This is a genomic window from Calidithermus terrae (genome assembly GCF_003574345.1).
Taxonomy (GTDB): Bacteria; Deinococcota; Deinococci; order Deinococcales; family Thermaceae; genus Calidithermus; species Calidithermus chliarophilus.
On sequence record NZ_QXDL01000096.1, the window covers coordinates 1 to 15,125 of the forward strand.

15 protein-coding genes and 1 pseudogene are annotated in these 15,125 nt (G+C 69.7%); 8 read left to right on the top strand and 8 right to left on the bottom strand.

The features are described from left to right. The first annotated feature begins 200 nt into the window (after positions 1-200). Positions 201-1,136 carry an ADP-ribosylglycohydrolase family protein gene (locus Mterra_RS11820; protein ID WP_119315378.1) on the top strand — a complete coding sequence of 312 codons (936 nt, stop codon included), beginning with the start codon at positions 201-203 and terminating at the stop codon, positions 1,134-1,136. A gap of 31 nt (positions 1,137-1,167) precedes the next feature. On the opposite strand, the gene Mterra_RS11825 is transcribed toward Mterra_RS11820, so the two are convergent. After that, positions 1,168-2,241, bottom strand: a complete 1,074-nt coding sequence (locus Mterra_RS11825) for a PA0069 family radical SAM protein (protein WP_119315379.1) — start codon at positions 2,239-2,241, stop codon at positions 1,168-1,170. Positions 2,242-2,346: 105 nt separating this feature from the next. Here Mterra_RS11825 and Mterra_RS11830 point away from each other — a divergent pair, with 105 nt between their 5' ends. Together Mterra_RS11830 and Mterra_RS11835 are read left to right on the top strand one after the other, a co-directional pair. Then, positions 2,347-2,673 carry a TfoX/Sxy family protein gene (locus Mterra_RS11830; RefSeq protein ID WP_170159645.1) on the top strand — a complete coding sequence of 109 codons (327 nt, stop codon included), beginning with the start codon at positions 2,347-2,349 and terminating at the stop codon, positions 2,671-2,673. Between the two features lie 2 nt (positions 2,674-2,675). After that, positions 2,676-3,047 (top strand): hypothetical protein, encoded by a 372-nt coding sequence (locus tag Mterra_RS11835; RefSeq protein ID WP_119315381.1) that lies wholly within the window; start codon positions 2,676-2,678, stop codon positions 3,045-3,047. Positions 3,048-3,122: 75 nt separating this feature from the next. Here the strand turns inward: Mterra_RS11835 and pyrF are convergent. From pyrF to Mterra_RS11850, 3 genes and pseudogenes are all read right to left on the bottom strand, one after another. Beyond that, positions 3,123-3,581: pseudogene (gene pyrF / locus Mterra_RS11840) on the bottom strand (orotidine-5'-phosphate decarboxylase); the annotation flags it as partial. Between the two features lie 285 nt (positions 3,582-3,866). Beyond that, a complete protein-coding gene (locus tag Mterra_RS11845) occupies positions 3,867-4,286 on the bottom strand; it encodes an OsmC family protein (protein WP_119315382.1) in 420 nt (139 codons plus the stop codon). 76 nt (positions 4,287-4,362) lie between these two features. Next, complete coding sequence (locus Mterra_RS11850) at positions 4,363-6,024, bottom strand: GGDEF domain-containing protein (RefSeq protein WP_147372737.1); 1,662 nt, start codon at positions 6,022-6,024, stop codon at positions 4,363-4,365. Positions 6,025-6,324: 300 nt separating this feature from the next. Here Mterra_RS11850 and Mterra_RS11855 point away from each other — a divergent pair, with 300 nt between their 5' ends. Continuing rightward, a complete protein-coding gene (locus Mterra_RS11855; protein WP_119315384.1) occupies positions 6,325-6,801 on the top strand; it encodes a tRNA (cytidine(34)-2'-O)-methyltransferase in 477 nt (158 codons plus the stop codon). Positions 6,802-7,028: 227 nt separating this feature from the next. Here Mterra_RS11855 and Mterra_RS11860 read toward each other — a convergent pair whose 3' ends face one another. Beyond that, a complete protein-coding gene (locus tag Mterra_RS11860; protein ID WP_119315385.1) occupies positions 7,029-8,120 on the bottom strand; it encodes a [LysW]-lysine hydrolase in 1,092 nt (363 codons plus the stop codon). A 111-nt stretch (positions 8,121-8,231) separates the two neighbouring features. Between Mterra_RS11860 and Mterra_RS11865 the strand changes: the two genes are divergently transcribed. Then, entirely contained in the window at positions 8,232-8,771 is a 540-nt protein-coding gene (locus Mterra_RS11865; protein WP_176582530.1) for a hypothetical protein, read from the top strand. On the opposite strand, the gene lysJ is transcribed toward Mterra_RS11865, so the two are convergent. Continuing rightward, positions 8,761-9,948: a [LysW]-aminoadipate semialdehyde transaminase LysJ gene (gene lysJ, locus Mterra_RS11870; protein ID WP_119315386.1), complete on the bottom strand. Its 1,188-nt coding sequence runs from the start codon at positions 9,946-9,948 to the stop codon at positions 8,761-8,763. The genes Mterra_RS11865 and lysJ overlap by 11 nt on opposite strands. 227 nt (positions 9,949-10,175) lie before the next feature. On the opposite strand from lysJ, the gene Mterra_RS11875 reads away from it, so the two are divergent. The 3 genes from Mterra_RS11875 to Mterra_RS11885 all read left to right on the top strand — a co-directional run bounded on the left by Mterra_RS11875 (position 10,176) and on the right by Mterra_RS11885 (position 12,644). Further along, positions 10,176-10,607, top strand: coding sequence for a DUF3592 domain-containing protein (locus Mterra_RS11875; RefSeq protein ID WP_170159646.1), 432 nt, complete (start codon positions 10,176-10,178; stop codon positions 10,605-10,607). Between the two features lie 119 nt (positions 10,608-10,726). Then, positions 10,727-11,197, top strand: a complete 471-nt coding sequence (locus tag Mterra_RS11880) for a DUF3592 domain-containing protein (protein ID WP_119315388.1) — start codon at positions 10,727-10,729, stop codon at positions 11,195-11,197. Between the two features lie 166 nt (positions 11,198-11,363). Beyond that, positions 11,364-12,644, top strand: coding sequence for a glycerate kinase type-2 family protein (locus Mterra_RS11885; protein ID WP_119315389.1), 1,281 nt, complete (start codon positions 11,364-11,366; stop codon positions 12,642-12,644). A gap of 42 nt (positions 12,645-12,686) precedes the next feature. On the opposite strand, the gene Mterra_RS11890 is transcribed toward Mterra_RS11885, so the two are convergent. Further along, positions 12,687-13,760 (bottom strand): RNA-guided endonuclease InsQ/TnpB family protein, encoded by a 1,074-nt coding sequence (locus Mterra_RS11890; protein ID WP_119315390.1) that lies wholly within the window; start codon positions 13,758-13,760, stop codon positions 12,687-12,689. A gap of 285 nt (positions 13,761-14,045) precedes the next feature. Continuing rightward, the coding region (locus tag Mterra_RS11895) for a caspase family protein (protein ID WP_147372739.1) at positions 14,046-15,125 on the bottom strand (1,080 nt) is incomplete at its 5' end.

Sequence of the window (15,125 nt, forward strand, 5' to 3'; positions counted from 1 at the left end):
CCCTTAGCCAGGGGGGCCGGCGGGGAGGGTTTATCCCCCCCGGCCCCCCTTGCTAAGGGGGGTGACAAGGCGTCCGGCGTCTTGCGTTTGGCGTTTTGCGTAGGGTGTACGGCGCAGGACGTACGACGTACGACCCGCGTTCAGCGTTCGGCCATCGACGATCGACACCCCCCACCTTCCCCATGACGTATAAATAACCCATGCCAACCTTACAGGAACGCGTTGCCGGCGGGCTCGTCGGGCTGCTGGTCGGGGATGCGCTGGGGGTGCCGTACGAGTTCCACCCTCCCGAGGCGATCCCCGCGCCCGGCCTGATCGAATTCAGCCCCCCGGAGGGCTTCGCCCGCTCGCACGCGCACGTCCCGCCCGGGACCTGGTCGGACGACGGGGCGCAGGCGCTGGTGCTGCTGGCGTCGCTGCTCCAGCGCGGCCACCTCGACCCCGACGACCTCGCGCGGCGGCTGGTGGCCTGGTACACCCAGGGCTACATGGCGGTGGACTTCACGGTCTTCGACGTGGGGATCCAGACCGCCAAAGCCGTCCAGCGGCTCATGGGCGGGGTGCGTGCGCTCGAGGCGGGCGGCGCGGGCGAGCGCGACAACGGCAACGGGTCGCTCATGCGGGTGCTGCCGCTGGCCTTGTGGCACCGGGGGACCGACGCGGAGCTGGTGCGCGACGCTCAGCTCCAGTCCCTCATCACCCACGCGCACCCGCGCGCGCAGGTCTGCTGCGCCCTCTACTGCCTGTGGGCCCGCCGCACCCTGCAGGCCCACCCGGAGCCCTGGGGCGCGGCCGTGGCGGCCTTGCGGGCGATGTACCCGGAGGGCAGCCCCGAGCGGGGGGAGCTCGAGACCCACGTCCGCCCCGACGACCCGCCCAAAGGCGGGGGCAGCGGCTACGTGGTGGACACCCTGCACTCCGCCCGATGGGCCCTGCAGGCCGATAGCTACGAGGCCGTGGTCAAGCGCGCGGTCTCGCTGGGCCACGACACCGACACCACCGCCTGCGTCGCTGGAGGGATCGCGGGCATCCGGCACGGCCTGGGGGGCATCCCCTCCCGCTGGCGCGAGGCGCTGCGGGGGCGGGAGCTGTACGAGGGGCTGCTGCGGAAGCTCGTGGAGCGGGCCTCGAGCTAAGCGCTTACCCCAGCGGCGTGTGCCGTGGCGGCTAAAACAATCTAGGCTGGTGCACCCCGGGCACCCGGAAGTGCTCGGTGGTGAGCCGGTAGGCGGGCTTGGGCAACCCCGCCTTGCGGCAGGCGGCGCGGAAGAGCTGGCGGATCTGGTCGGCGAAGACGCCCTCGCCGGTCATGCGGTAGCCGAAGCGGGGGTCGTTGAGCTGGCCGCCCCGCACGGCCCGGATGCGGCCGAGCACCTTCTCCTTGCGCTCGGGGTAGTGGCGGGCGAGCCAGTCGGCGAAGAGGTCCTTCAGCCCGTAGGGCAGGTGCACTACGGTGTAGGCGGCCCACTTGGCCCCGGCCTGGGCCGCCTCGCGGATCAGCGCGGGGATCTCGTGGTCGTTGAGGCCGGGGATGATGGGCGCGGTCATCACCCCCACCTGCACCCCGGCGCTCGCCAGGGCCTCGATGGCCGCCAGGCGGCGCCTGGGGGCCGAGGTGCGCGGCTCCATCAGCCGCCGCAGCTCCTCGTCGAGGGTGGTGAGCGAGATGCCCACCGACACGCAGCGGTAGCGGGCCATCTCCCGCAGGAGGTCGAGGTCGCGGGTGATGAGGTAGTTCTTGGTGACCATCCCCACGGGGTTGCGGAACTCGAGGAAGACCTCGAGGCAGCGGCGGGTGAGCTCGAAGTGGCGCTCGGCCGGCTGGTAGACGTCGGTCACGCCGCTGAACATCACCACCTGCGGCCGCCAGCGCGGGTGCGCGAGCTCCTCGCGCAGCAGCTCGGGCGCGCCGGTCTTGACCATGATCTTGCTCTCGAAGTCCAGGCCCAGGGAGAAGCCCAGGTATTCGTGCGTGGGCCGGGCATAGCAATACACACAACCGTGCTCGCACCCGCGGTAGGGGTTGATGCTGACCTTGGCCCCCACGTCGGGGGAGTCGTTGCGGGCGATGATCGAGCGGGAATGGTCCTTGAAGTACTGGGTCTGCGGCTTGACCGCCTCGGGCTCGAAGTAGTCGTCGTGCGGGTCGAGGGTGACCTGCAGCCGCTCGAAGCGGTTGGAGGGGTTGGAGGCCGCGCCGCGCCCGACGATGCCGGGGAGGGGGTGCTCGGGTTGCCCCATGAGGTAATGTTAGCATATTATGAGTTGATATTTCGCTGTGAGCATAATAGACTGGCCTCGAGCCCCCCAGGAGGTCTCATGGAGCTTCAAGCCTTAAGGCAACACTTGGAAGAAGCCGCGGAGCAGGCCGCCCCCGGCGTCCCCCTGAGCTTCCGGGCGATGTTCGGCGGGCTGGCGGCCTACGCCTACGGGCAGGTCTTCGCCTCGCTCTCCGACGTGGGCCTCGCGCTCAAGCTGCCCGCGCAGGCCCAGGCGGCGCTGCTGGAGGAGGCCGGGGCCAAGCGCCTGCAGTACGACCCTGGCTCGCCGCCGAGCAAGCAGTACGTGGTGGTGCCGGAGGGCTTCCTCGCCCGGCCCGAGGCGCTGGCCCCCTGGGTCAAGGCCAGCCTGGAGCACGTCGCCGGCCTGCCGCCCAAGGCCCGGCGGAGGTAGCCATGCCCAGGGAAAGCGACTTTCAGGCGGTGTTCGCCCAGTTGAAGGCCCTGCTCGAGCCCTACGCCCCGCGCCTCGAGGTCAAGGCCGACGCCCCCGGCAACTACGTGCTCTACACCCACCACAAGCGCCCCGACGGCTACCCGTTCGCCTTCGGCAGCGTCCAGCTCAAGAAGAGCTACGTCAGCTACCACCTGATGCCGGTCTACAACCACCCGGAGCTGCTCGAGGGCATCTCCCCGGCCCTGCGCCAGCGGATGCAGGGCAAGTCCTGCTTCAACTTCAAGGCCGCCGACCCCGCGCTGCTTGAGGAACTCTCCGAGCTCACCCGGCGGGGCTTCGAGCGCTTCAGAGCGACGGGGTGGGTGAGCTGAGGGCGCTCAGGTAGGCCTCGGCCTGGGCCACGGCGGCCTCGAGCCGGGGCTCCCCCCCCGGGTAGTACAGCGCCCGCCGGCGAGCGGGAGGTCCTGGAAGAGCCCCGAGCCGGGGTTGGAGGTCTTGACCAGCACGAACAGCGCCCCCCGGCTGCGCTCGGCCGAGCGCAGGAAGGGCTCGAGCGCGTCCTCGCCCAGGTAGGGGTTCACGGTGAGCGCGCTGCCGGGGTAGGCCTCGAGGTAGGCCCGGGCGTAGGCCTCGGCGGTCGAGCCGATGTCCCCCCGCTTGGCGTCGAGGATCACCGGCAGCGCCAGCACCCGCGCCCCCGCCACCAGCTCGTGCATCAGGGCGAAGCCCTCCGGCCCCAGGGCCTCGAAGAACGCCGCCTGGAACTTGACCGCGCCGAGCTTGGGGGCCAACGCCTCCATGAGCTCGAGGGTGTACCGCCGCACGTGCGGCAAGGGCGACCCGTGCCCCGAATGGTGCAGCTCAGGCCGCGGGTCCACGCCCAGCACCAGCGGCGGGCGCTGCATCACCTCTTCGACAAAATCGACGACCACGCACCCATAGTAGCGGGAAGCAGGGGGTATGGGGTCGGTGGCCGATGGGTGAAGGCCGGGCGCCAGGCGCGGGTCGTGCGGCGTACGTCCTACGTCGTACGTCGTACGCAAGACGCCAGACGCCTTGTCACCCCCCTTAGCAAGGGGGGCCGGGGGGGATAAACCCTCCCCGCGTGCGCGGAGGGGCGGGGAGGGGTTTACCGCGAGCCACCGGCCTCCTGCTCACCGCTGAGGGCTGACGGCTGAAGGCTTGCTACCTCACAACAGCTTTGCCCGCAGCTCGATCTCGGGCACGGCGGCGAGGGCCTTGGAGATGGGGCACTTGGCCTTGGCTTCCTGGGCGAGTTCGCGGAACTTCTCCTCGGAGAGGCCGGGGACGGTGGCCTCGAGCTCGAGCACGATCTTGGTGATGGTGGGGCCCTCGCCCAGGTGGACGCTGGACTTCGCGTGCAGGCGCTCGGGGGTGAAGCCGTTGTTGGTCAGCAGGGCCGAGAGGAACATGGCGAAGCAGCCCGCGTGGGCCGCGCCGACGAGTTCTTCGGGGTTGGTCTCGGGCCCGCTCTCGAAGCGCGAGGCGTAGGTGTAGGGGCCCTCGTAGACCCCGCTCTGGAGCTTGAGGTGGCCCTTGCCCTCCTTGAGGGTGCCCTGCCAGATGGCTTGCGCGGAACGTACAGGCATAGCTTCCTCCTGGTAGGCGTCAGCATATCCACACTTCAGAGCTCGTGGATATTCTTTAGCTCACCATCCCTCGCCGCTACGAGGCCGCCGTCCCGCGGGGTTCGGCGTCGGGGCTGCGCGGGGGCTCGGAGACCATCACCCGGTCGCGGCCCGCCTCCTTGGCGTGCAGCAGGGTCCAGTCGGCCTGGAGGATCCAGGCCTCGAGCAGGCCTTCCGAGCTGGGGACGCTGCCGCCGGTGAGGCCGGCCGAGAGGGTGACGTTCCAGGGGATGGGCTCGATGTCCAGGGCCCCGAGCTCGGCCCGGACGCGCTCGAGCACCCGCCGGGCCTCCTCCAGGCCCGCCCCGTACAGCAGCAGCGCGAACTCCTCCCCGCCCCAGCGCACGGCCAGGTCCTCGGTGCGGAGGTGGCGGCGCAGCACCCCGGCGAGGGCCTGGAGCACCCGGTCGCCGACGGGGTGGCCGTAGGTGTCGTTGATGCGCTTGAAGTGGTCGAGGTCGAGCATCGCCACGCTCAGCGGGCGCTGGTTCTTGTGGCACAGGTCGATGAGGCGGGGGATCTGGCGCTCGAGGCCCCGCCGGTTGAGCAGCCCGGTGAGGGGGTCGGTGAGGGCGCGGTGGCGCCACTGCTCCAGCGAAAGCGCCGAGCGCAGCTTCTCCGAGACGAAGGGCCCGAGCACCTCGAGGTCGTGGGCGTCGGAGGGGCTGGGGGTGCGCTCGAAGTACAGCCGCCCCTCGGCGTCGTCGTCGGCGTAGAGGGGGAAGTGCTTGACGTAGAGGGCGGCCTTGCCCACCCGCACCGCCTCGCGGTTGCGGATCTCGATGCCCACCAGGTCGGGGAACACCGGCTGCAAGGCCTCCAGCACCCGCTTCATCAGGGCCGGGGCCCCCAGCGTCTGGGTCGAGTGCACGCCGGCCTCGAGCTCGCCCAGCCGCTCCAGCAGCGCCAGCCAGCGCCCCAGCCGCTCCTCGGCCCGCCGGCGGTCGCGGTAGAGCACGCCCAGGAAGGCCAGCACGATCACCAGCAGCGGGTACGCCGCCAGTAACGCGGCCTCGACCAGCATGGAGGCGCGCAGGACGCTGGCGGCCTGCAGGAAGAGCAGGTAGACGCCCAGGCTACTGGCGACCCCCAGCAGGTAGGGCCAAAAACGCGCCCGCCGCTCGAGCTCGCGCGCCTCGAGGTAGGCCCCCAGGCCCATCAGCGCGTAGCTGCCGCCCCACATGCCGAAGTCCAGCAGCCCCAGCGCGGGCTCGCCCAGCCAGTAGTACGCGCTGTGCACGCTCACCCGGAAGAAGATCCCCAGGCCCAGCAGCAGCCGCCCCACCGAGGCCTGCCCCCGCAGGGCGGGCTCGAGGACGGGCAACGCGAAGATCAGAAGCAGCAGGTCGAGGGAGGACACCACGGCCGAGAGCAGCGCGGAGGGCCGGGCCAGCAAGGCCGCCGCGCACAGCCCCAGCGCCGGGACGATCAGCAGGCCCCAGCGCGGGGTGTCGCGCGCCTCGAGGCGGATGAGCGTGGTCATCCAGCTCGCCGCCCCCGCATAAAACAGCGCGTCGGCCGGGGTCACAGCCGCGGTGAAGCCCTCGCTTCGCTGCACCCACCACGCCAGCTCTTCCAGCGACCACAGCAGCAGCCCCCAGGCCGCCCCCTGCCACACCGGCCGACGTCGGGCCGCGCGCAGGAGCGCGAAGCCGAATCCTAGAGCTATTGCACAGAGCACGAGCTCGGGCGCTAGCACATGACTCCCCGCAGGTATCCTAGCACGAAGGTGGGGTGGTTCTGGGTTGAATAAGGCCGAAATTGCTCTGTGCGAGGGTTCCGGAGCCCTAAAAGCGGGATTTATGAGCCCGGTTTCTCAGGGTTTGAGGGCCTCGAGCCGCCCACTGCCGGGCCACCGAGCGCCCTCCTCGAGGGCTAAATCCTGCCGCCACCCCTCCCGAGAAAGCACCGGATCGGCCGGTTGGAACCCCAAACCGCCGCTTAGCGGCCTTCTCTCATGAACCCCCTCATCTGGCAAACTGGCGGTGGAGGCACCTGGATGCTGCGCGTAGTCCTTTACCAGCCCGACATCCCGCAGAACACCGGCAACGTCGCCCGCACCTGCGCCTCGGCCGGGGCCGAGCTGCACCTCGTCCGCCCCTTCGGCTTCCGCTGGTTCGGCGCCGCGGCCGCCGGCGACCCCCGCCTCAAGCGCGCCGGCCTCGACTACTGGCCCCATGTACGCCACGTGCTGCACGACTCCTGGGAGAAGTTCGTCGAGGGGCTCGAGCCCGGCGCCCGGGTGTGGGCCTTCAGCTCCAAGGCCCAGCAGCCCTACACCGCCGTGGCCTACCAGCCCGGCGACTACCTCCTCTTCGGCCCCGAAACCCGCGGCCTCCCCGACGATGTCCTGCGCCAGTTCCCCGCCGTCACCATCCCCATGCCCGGCCCCGTGCGCTCGCTCAACCTCTCGGTGGCGGTGGGGATCGGGCTGTTCGAGGCGTTGAGGCAACTGGGGGTAAGCGGCGAGGGATAAGCCCTCAGCTATCCGCTACCAGCCGTCAGCTCGTGGCCCGTGGTTGCCCCACCCTGGTCCTCCCCACGCGGGGAGGGTTTATCCCCACCTAGCCCCCCTTGCTAAGGGGGGAACATGGCGTCTCGCGTCTTGCGTTCGGCGTCTTGCGTTTCGCGTCTCGCGTCTTGCGTTTTGCGTACGACGTACGACGTAGGACGTACGACCTAAAACATACGACCCACCCCCGCCTACCGACCATCAACCCGCTCGCCCACACGGGGAACGCCACCCCGGCTCACCTGCACCAGCGCCGTCCGCAGCGCCTCGATGGCCTTCAGGAACTCGGGGATTTCGACGTGCTCGTAAGGGGTGTGGTCGAGGGTGGAGTCGCCGGGGCCGTAGGCGATCATGGGGGCCGACCAGTGGGGGGCCAGCACGTTCATGTCGCAGGTGCCGGTCTTGTACTTGAACACGGGGGTGCCGCCGGCCTGGCGGATGCCCACGCGCATGGCGCGGGTGAGGGGGGTGTCCTTGGGGCCCACGTAGGGCACCTCGCGGCCGGAGAAGATGAGGTCGATGGTGGGGGGGGCGTAGGCCAGCAGGTGGCGCACGGCGTCCTCGGGCTGAAGGCGGGGGGGAAGGCGCAGGTCGAAGGACATCTCGGCGACCTGCTCGAGCTCGGCCGGCTCGATGCGGAAGTCGCGCAGGGTGTACTGGATCTGGTGGAAGGCCCCCTGCCCCACGTTCATCGCCTCGACCCAGGCCTTAATCGAGGTGAAGTAGCTGATGAGCTCCTCGGCGGCGTTGGGCTCGTGGTGGGCGGAGTGGAAGTGGTCCTTCTGGCGGCGGGCCTTGACCAGCAGGCGGCCCTTGTAGCCCAGGGTGATGCCCTGCCAGCCCGAGGGCTCCCCGATCACCACGTAGTGGGGCTCGAGCTTGTCGGCCACGTAGCGCGCCCCCTTGGAGGAGGGGGCCTCCTCCTCGGTAGCGCCCACCAGGTGCACCGTGACCCGGTCCTTGAGTTCTTGCGGCAGCCCCGCCGTCGCCAGGACGAAGCTCACGAAGGGGCCTTTGGCGTCCACCGCGCCGCGCCCGAAGAGCTTATCGCCCTCCACCCGCACCGGGACCACCCCGGCCACGGTGTCAATGTGGCCCAGCAGCACGACCTGCAAAGGCCCGTGCCCCCACACGCCGCGGGCGTTGTCGGCCTCGTCCACCCAGGCCTTGAAGCCCAGCCGCTCCATGCCCTGGGCCAGGTACTGCGCCACCAGGCGCTCGGCGCCCGAGACCGAGGGGATCTCGAGCGCCCCCTTGAGGAATTCCACCGGTTCCAGATTCATCCAAACCCCCCGACTCGTCCCAAACGATACACCTTCCGTCTCGCAGGGCTCAGGCGCCGATCAGGCGGTGGTCAGTTGCGCCACCCATACTCAGCTCGACAGGAGGTGTTCATGGCTACGCCCAACAAGACCGAAGCGGCCAACCTGCGCTCGAGGGTCAAGCGCTCCGCCGCGACCAAGAAGGACCAGATCCTCGCGCTCTACCTCTCCGGCGTGACCGAGGTGGAGGACCTCGCCATGATCACCGGGACGCGCTCGAGCTACGTGGGCACCGTGCTGCAGCAGGCGGGCCTGCTGGCGGGCTACTACGACCTCTACACCTCGACCGCCCACCCCATGAACGTCTACTCCAAGTACTTCGCCAACCAGCTCGGCTTCAAGGACGAGGCCACCGCGCGGCGCAGCGTGGAGCAGATCGACCGGCTCTACCGCCAGTTCGGCCTCGGGCAGGACCGCGCCGGGCAGCACCACGCCATGCTGATGGCCCTGACCATGTTCAACCGGGCCCGTTGGACCGGCAAGGGCCGCGAGGCCGACGTCTACCGCCGCTGGCTGATCGAGCGCCTGCGGGAGGCGGGGCCGCTCGAGGAGGGCGAAGCTCCCGCCGACTCCGACAACCTCCCCGAGGTCTTGCCCACCCTCATTCCTTAGGGCTCCAGGCCAACACCTCGCGCACCGCCTCCACGACCTGCTCGAGGTCGGCCTTCTCGATGACCAGCGGCGGCAGGAAGCGGATGACGGTGGGCCCGGCTTGCAGCGTGAGCACCCGGTGCTCGTGCTCGAGGCGGTGGATGTAGGGCGCGCTCCTCTCCTTGAGCTCCATGCCGATCATCAGGCCCAGGCCGCGCACCTCGCGCACCTTGGGCGAGCCGATGGCCCGGAGCTGCTCCATGAGCCACGGGCCCAGCTCGGCGGCGCGCTCCCACAGGCGGGTGTGCTCGAGGTAGCGGATCGCCGCGGTAGCGGCGGCCATCGCCAGCGGGTTGCCGCCGAAGGTGGTGCCGTGCCCGCCCTTGGGCATCTTGTCGGCCACCGCGTCGGTCATGACCATGCAGCCGATGGGCACGCCCCCGCCCAGCGCCTTAGCCATGGTGATCATGTCGGGCACGACGCCGAAGTGCTCGAAGGCCCAGCGCTTGCCGGTGCGGCCCATGCCGGTCTGGATCTCGTCGAGGATCAGCAGGCAGCCGCGCTCGCTGGTGACCTGGCGGGCCGCCCGGATGAACTCCGCCGTCGCCGGGCGCACCCCGCCCTCCCCCTGGACGGGCTCGAGGAAGACCGCCGCCGTGTCCTCGTCCACCGCGTTCTTCAAAGCCTCGACGTCGTTGTAGGGGATGAACACCACCTCGTGGCCGTAGGGGCCGAAGGGCTCGCGGTACTTCGGCTCATACGACAGCGCCACCGCGCCCAGGGTGCGGCCCGAGAAACCGCGCATGGCCGCGACGAACTTGCGCTTGCCCGTCGCCATCATGGCGAACTTGAGCGCCGCCTCGTTGGCCTCGGTGCCCGAGTTGCAGGGGAACACCCGCCGCAGCGTGGGGGGCAGGATGCCGGTGATGGCCGCGTAGAACTCGGCCCGCTTGTCGTTGGGCAGGGTCTGGGGCATCACCATCAGCGTGGCGGCCTGCCGCTGCACGGCCTCGACGACGTGGGGGTTGGAGTGCCCCAGGTTAGCCACCCCGTAGCCGCCCACGCAGTCGATGTACTCGTTGCCCTCGCTGTCCCACACGCGAGCGCCCTCGCCGCGCACGATCACCACGTCGTGCTTGTTGTACACGCCGGAGTCGTGGGCCTTCTCCACCTCGAGCCAGTTCAGCGTGCTTTGCATGGTCCCTCCATTCTACGTTCGCCTCCCCAAACAAAAACCCGGCCCACATAAAAGGGCCGGGAGCAGGGTTCGAAGCCTATGGGGCCTAACCCACCTCCCGTTGCACAGGTTTGCGCGAAGACGCGAACATCGGGGTCAGGGTAAGGCTCCGCCCGCGGCCTGTCAAGCAGTGCCCCAACGCCTGACCTGGACTGTTCCAGGCAACCTCGCCCGGTATCTTGATGGCGATGAAGCCTGCTTTCTTCCGGGGCTACTGGTGGCTGTGGGTCGTGTGCACGGCGCTGCTGGCCCTCATCTCCCTCGCCGACCTGGCCTTCTTCCTCAGGGCCCGCTCCTGGGCCGTGACCACCGGCGCCGTGCTGGAGGAGGAGTACGTGCGCCGCGGCGGCCGCAACAACTTCTACCTGGTCCGCTACCGCTTCGAGGCCGGCGGCCGGGAGTACGTGGACGCCTTCAAGGACGGTCACAACCTCGAGCCCGCCCGGCTGGGCGGGGGCCGGGTGACGGTGTACTACGACCCCCGCGACCCCCGGCGCTCCACCCTCGACCGCCGGCTCAACCCGCGGGGCATCCGCTACCTGCCCGTCGCGCTGGCGGTCGGCGTGTGGCTGTACTGGACCGAGCGAAGGCCGCTGAGGGGAAAAGCCGAGAGGCCCTGAGGCGGTAGCAGCCAACGTCGAGGATCGACCTCATTTCTGAAGAGCGGCCCACGGCCCTTCGTAGGGCTGCCCCGGCGTCCCGGCCCGCACGCCCGGCCGAATAGGGTTAAGTTGGGCTCATGGGGAAATCCCAGAACACCGCCTCCTCGAGCCTGTCGCCGACCGCCTGCTTGGTGCTCATCATGTACCTGATGGTCTGGGCCGTCATCGCCCTGCTGACGCTGGAGGCGCTGTACAGCTACGCCGTCGCCCGGAACTACGCCTCCACCGAGGGGGTGGTCGAGGACGTCACCATCTCTAGCGCCCCCCGGGGCCCCTCCTCCCGCGTCCTCGAGTACCGCTACGAGGTGGGCGGGAAGACCTACCGCAGCCGGAAGCCCTCGGTAGGCCCGGTGGACACCGACGCCTTGGCCCGGAGGTGGCCGGAGGGCACCCGGGTGACGGTGTACTACGACCCGCGCGACCCGCGCAGAGCGGTCCTGATCCGCGACCTCAGCCTGTCCCACGGCTGGGGCTGGCCGCTGTTCGTCCTCATCACCCTCAGCCCGCTCCCGCTGTGGCTGCTGCTGCGGCGCCGCGCCCCCCGCTGAGCCCCCGCGGGGCGGGCCTCATCGAGAAAGCGTACCGCGCTCGTATGCTAACCCTTCCGACAGCGTCGAGTTACGCTCCAGCCTTGTTCAGCTTTGTGATGAGGCGTGAAGCTGGCCTATAAAGGCTGGCTTTTGCTCCTGTCAAAGCCGGATAATTGGCCCGTTCATGCGCGAGAAGCTGCTCGAGTCCTTCCGCTTCGCCCTGGAGGCCACCCACCCCTACCGCCTGACCCGCCAGGCGCTGCCCGAGGCCCCGCCCACCCACGTGCTGGCGCTGGGGAAGGCGGCCTTCCCGATGCTCGAGGCCGTCAGTGAGGCTTACGGGGAGTTGCCGGGCCTGGGCGTCACGCGTTACGGGCACCTCGAGCCCGGCGCCCGCCTCCCGGGGGTCGAGCTGCTCGAGGCGGGCCACCCGGTGCCCGACAAGAGGAGCCTGCTCGCGGGGGAACGGGTGCTCGAGTTCGTGGGGCGGCTCTCCCCTACCGACCACCTGCTGGTGCTGATCTCGGGCGGCGGGAGCGCTTTGGTGAGCGCGCCCTGGGGCGTCTCGGGCGAGGAGAAGCAGGCGCTCAGCCGGGCTCTGCTGGCCTCCGGGGCCGACATCCACGAGGTCAACGCGGTGCGCAAGCACCTCTCGAGGCTCAAGGGCGGGCGGCTGGCGGCGGCCACCCGGGCCCGCGTCACCGGCCTGCTCCTCTCCGACGTGCCGGGCGACGACCCCTCCGTGATCGCCTCCGGGCCCACCGTGCCCGACCCCAGCACCTTCGCCGAGGCGCTGGAGGTGCTGGAGCGCTACGGCGTCGAGAGCCCGGCCCGGGAGCACCTCGAGCGCGGCGCACGCGGCGAGCTGCCCGAGACGCCCAAGCCCGGCGACCCCGTGTTCGGGCGGGTGGAGAACCGCCTCGTCGGGGCGGCGCGGCACCTGCTGGAGGCCGCCCGCGCCTACTGGGAGGGGCAGGGCTACCGCGTGCTGGTCCTCTCCGACCGCTTCGTGGGCGAGGCCCGCGAGCTGGCCCGCTTCCACGCGGCGATGGTGCAGAGCATCCGCGAGACCCACCGGCCGGTCGAGCCGCCGGTGGTGCTGCTCTCGGGGGGTGAGGCCGGGGTGACGGTCAGGGGTACGGGCAAAGGGGGGCGCAACCAGGAGTTTTTGCTGTGGCTGGCCTACTTCCTGGGCGATCGCGGGGTGTGGGCCATGGCCTGCGACTCCGACGGCATCGACGGGAACACCGAGGCGGCGGGGGCGGTAATTCACCCCGGTCCGCTGAGCCAGGAGCAGCTCGATACGGGGGGTAGCGGCTCGCGCCTCGAGGCCAAGCAGCACCTCGCCAACAACGACGCCTACGGCTTTTTCAAAGCCCACGGCGGCTTAGTGATCACCGGCCCCACCCAGAACAACCTCAACGACTACCGGGCGATTGTTGTCGAGTCATCTACCTCGGACTGAAGTCCGGGGCTTGCAGGTGGCACGATAGTTATGAATGGCATCTCATACCCCCGCGTTCGGCTGGATGACAGCAGCCCGGCGGCCAATGTTGACCGCCGCGAAGCAGTCCGCAGGCCCAGAGCACCCGCAGGCTACGCAACGGAACAGCGCCTGCGTCGGACGGTTGGCCCGCTCGGTGTGCCCGCAGGCGGGGCACTGCCGGGAGGTGTTCTTTGGGTCAACCCAGACCAGCGGCACCCCGGCCCGCTCGGCCTTGTACCGGAGCTTCCGGCCCAGGTCGAAAAACGCCCAGCTGTGCAGCGTGGCCCTCTGGGGCCGCCGAAGCCGTACCCGCTCGCGGATGCCCTGGAGGTCTTCCAGGGCGATCGCGCGCTCGGTGCGTTGGGCCTTGGCCACGATGCGTTTGCTGATGCGGTGGTTGACGTCGTTGGCGAAGCGCCGCTCCTTGCCCGAAAGCTTCTTCAGGCGACGCTCGGCCGACTTGGTGCCTTTCTTTTGCAGCTTCTTCCTGAGTCTCCGGTGGCGGTGTCTGACCGAGTTGAGGTGCTTGCCCGAGTAGGTCTCGCCATCCGAGTCGGTGGCGATGTTGACGATGCCCAGGTCAACCCCCAACATCCCTTGGGGGTCAAGGACAGGCGGGTCATCGTACTCGCACCACAGGTGGACGTACCAGGAGGAGTCCCGCCCCCTGACCAACTGCCCGCCCTGGATGCTCTTGGCGGTTCGCAAAAGGTGGCGCTGATACCCAGCGATATGCAGCGGCACCTTCACCCGCCCCTCCACCGTGGAGAGGCTGACCACCTCGTCCGCAATGTTCAGCGAGAGGATGCGCTGGTCGTAGTCCACCGAGGTGGCCTTGAACCCGCCCACCTTGTGCCCCTTGCGCTTACCCACGCGGGCGATGGCCCGCACCGCCAGATTGGCCGAGAGGCCGAAGCGTTCGCGGAGTTCGCGGTACACCAACTTCTGAAGAGCGAACTTGTTCCAGGCATTCTCCCGACGCGCCACCTGCAAGGCGTGGTTGCAAGCACCTGCAAACTGGTCCACCGTGCGGGAGAGCTTCTCGGCTGTACTCGCATCGGGTATCAGCTTGCATTTTACGGACAGGAGGGACATACCTTGAATCAGTATATCACATTGGTGACACCGCACCGCTCTGCGAGCGGCTTTCCAAGCGGCGCACAGCGCCGTCCGCTACACGGATACCTTCGTTTCCTCTCCGCATTGAAATGCGGAGCATCCACGAAAGGAGTTTTGTGAGCCGCACACCCCGGCCGGGGACGGGCCCGCAGGTCGAGTGGGTGTCCCCTGGGGCGTGGGGCTGTAGTTGGCCTGCGGGACGGGCACAACCCCAGTGGACGATCGATTTCAACGAGGCTATCGGCTATCGACCATCGACATTCACCTCACCCGCACCAGCGCAAAACTCGTCCCCGAGAACTGCTGCTGCGGCGTCTGCTTGCCGTCCGTGAGCTGCTGCACGCGGCGCACCACGTAGTCGAAGAGGCGGGCAGGGGTGACTTCGCCCCTGGAGTCCACCGCGTCGGCGGCCTTGCCGCTGAGGGCCTCGACGAGGGCGAGGGTGAAGGCCCCGTTGCCCCAGCGCTCGTCCTCGAGGGCGAACTCGCTGCCGGAGCTCGCGGCCATGATCATGCGGTCGCCCACGGCGCTGGCGTTGAGGCCTTGGACCAGGGCGTTGGGGCTGCTGCTCTTGACGTCGCGCACGCCGATGGCGCCGCCCGAGTAGCAGGTGTCGATGAAGACCATGATGCGGCCCTGCACCCCGCGCATGAAGAACTCGAGGTCGCGCTGGGGGAGCGCGGTGGCCGAGAGGCGGTCGTACTTGGAGTCGTGCATGGGGATGTAGTAGTCGGGGCCGTCGTTGAAGCCGTGGCCGGAGAAGAAGAGGATGGTGGTGTCGTTCTTGCTCGAGGTCTTGCGGAAGGTGTCGAGGGCGAACTTGACGTCCTCGAGGCGGGCCTTCTCGTTGGTGAAGAGCTGGACCTCCACCTCGTCGTAGAGGCGGCCCTGCTGGGCCTGGAACAGCCGGGTGAAGTCGGCGGCGTCCTTGGCCGAGTAGCGCAGCGGCCGGATCACCGGGTCGCTGTAGCGGTCGATGCCCACCGCCAGCACGCGCAGGCGGCGGGCGGCGGCCTGGGGCTGGGCGCGGGGCTTGTAGGTGACCTGCAGGGGCTGGGGCTCGCTGGGGGTGCCGCCCTTGGGGGTGACGATCACCGTCAGGAACACCACGCCCTCGGGGGTGCCGGGGGGCAGCCGCACGGTCACGCTGACGGTGCTGGCGGCCTGGGGGGCGATGTTGCGGGCCTCGAGCTTGGTCAGGGGCTGGCCGCCGGCGTCGAGCACCTCGATGTCGAGCGGGGCGCCCGAGGGGTTGAGGATGCGCAGGCTGAGGCTGAACTCCAGGCTCTCTACCTCGCTGCGGGGGGCGGGGGCCACCACCCGCACCACCGGGGCCTGGGC

Excerpts from the sequence above, each read along its gene's own strand:
- Mterra_RS11820 (WP_119315378.1), top strand. The coding sequence starts at position 201 with ATGCCAACCTTACAGGAACGCGTTGCCGGCGGGCTCGTCGGGCTGCTG.
- Mterra_RS11825 (WP_119315379.1), bottom strand. The coding sequence starts at position 2,241 with ATGGGGCAACCCGAGCACCCCCTCCCCGGCATCGTCGGGCGCGGCGCG.
- Mterra_RS11835 (WP_119315381.1), top strand. The coding sequence starts at position 2,676 with ATGCCCAGGGAAAGCGACTTTCAGGCGGTGTTCGCCCAGTTGAAGGCC.
- Mterra_RS11845 (WP_119315382.1), bottom strand. The coding sequence starts at position 4,286 with ATGCCTGTACGTTCCGCGCAAGCCATCTGGCAGGGCACCCTCAAGGAG.
- Mterra_RS11855 (WP_119315384.1), top strand. The coding sequence starts at position 6,325 with ATGCTGCGCGTAGTCCTTTACCAGCCCGACATCCCGCAGAACACCGGC.
- Mterra_RS11860 (WP_119315385.1), bottom strand. The coding sequence starts at position 8,120 with ATGAATCTGGAACCGGTGGAATTCCTCAAGGGGGCGCTCGAGATCCCC.
- Mterra_RS11865 (WP_176582530.1), top strand. The coding sequence starts at position 8,232 with ATGGCTACGCCCAACAAGACCGAAGCGGCCAACCTGCGCTCGAGGGTC.
- lysJ (WP_119315386.1), bottom strand. The coding sequence starts at position 9,948 with ATGCAAAGCACGCTGAACTGGCTCGAGGTGGAGAAGGCCCACGACTCC.
- Mterra_RS11875 (WP_170159646.1), top strand. The coding sequence starts at position 10,176 with ATGAAGCCTGCTTTCTTCCGGGGCTACTGGTGGCTGTGGGTCGTGTGC.
- Mterra_RS11880 (WP_119315388.1), top strand. The coding sequence starts at position 10,727 with ATGGGGAAATCCCAGAACACCGCCTCCTCGAGCCTGTCGCCGACCGCC.
- Mterra_RS11885 (WP_119315389.1), top strand. The coding sequence starts at position 11,364 with ATGCGCGAGAAGCTGCTCGAGTCCTTCCGCTTCGCCCTGGAGGCCACC.
- Mterra_RS11890 (WP_119315390.1), bottom strand. The coding sequence starts at position 13,760 with ATGTCCCTCCTGTCCGTAAAATGCAAGCTGATACCCGATGCGAGTACA.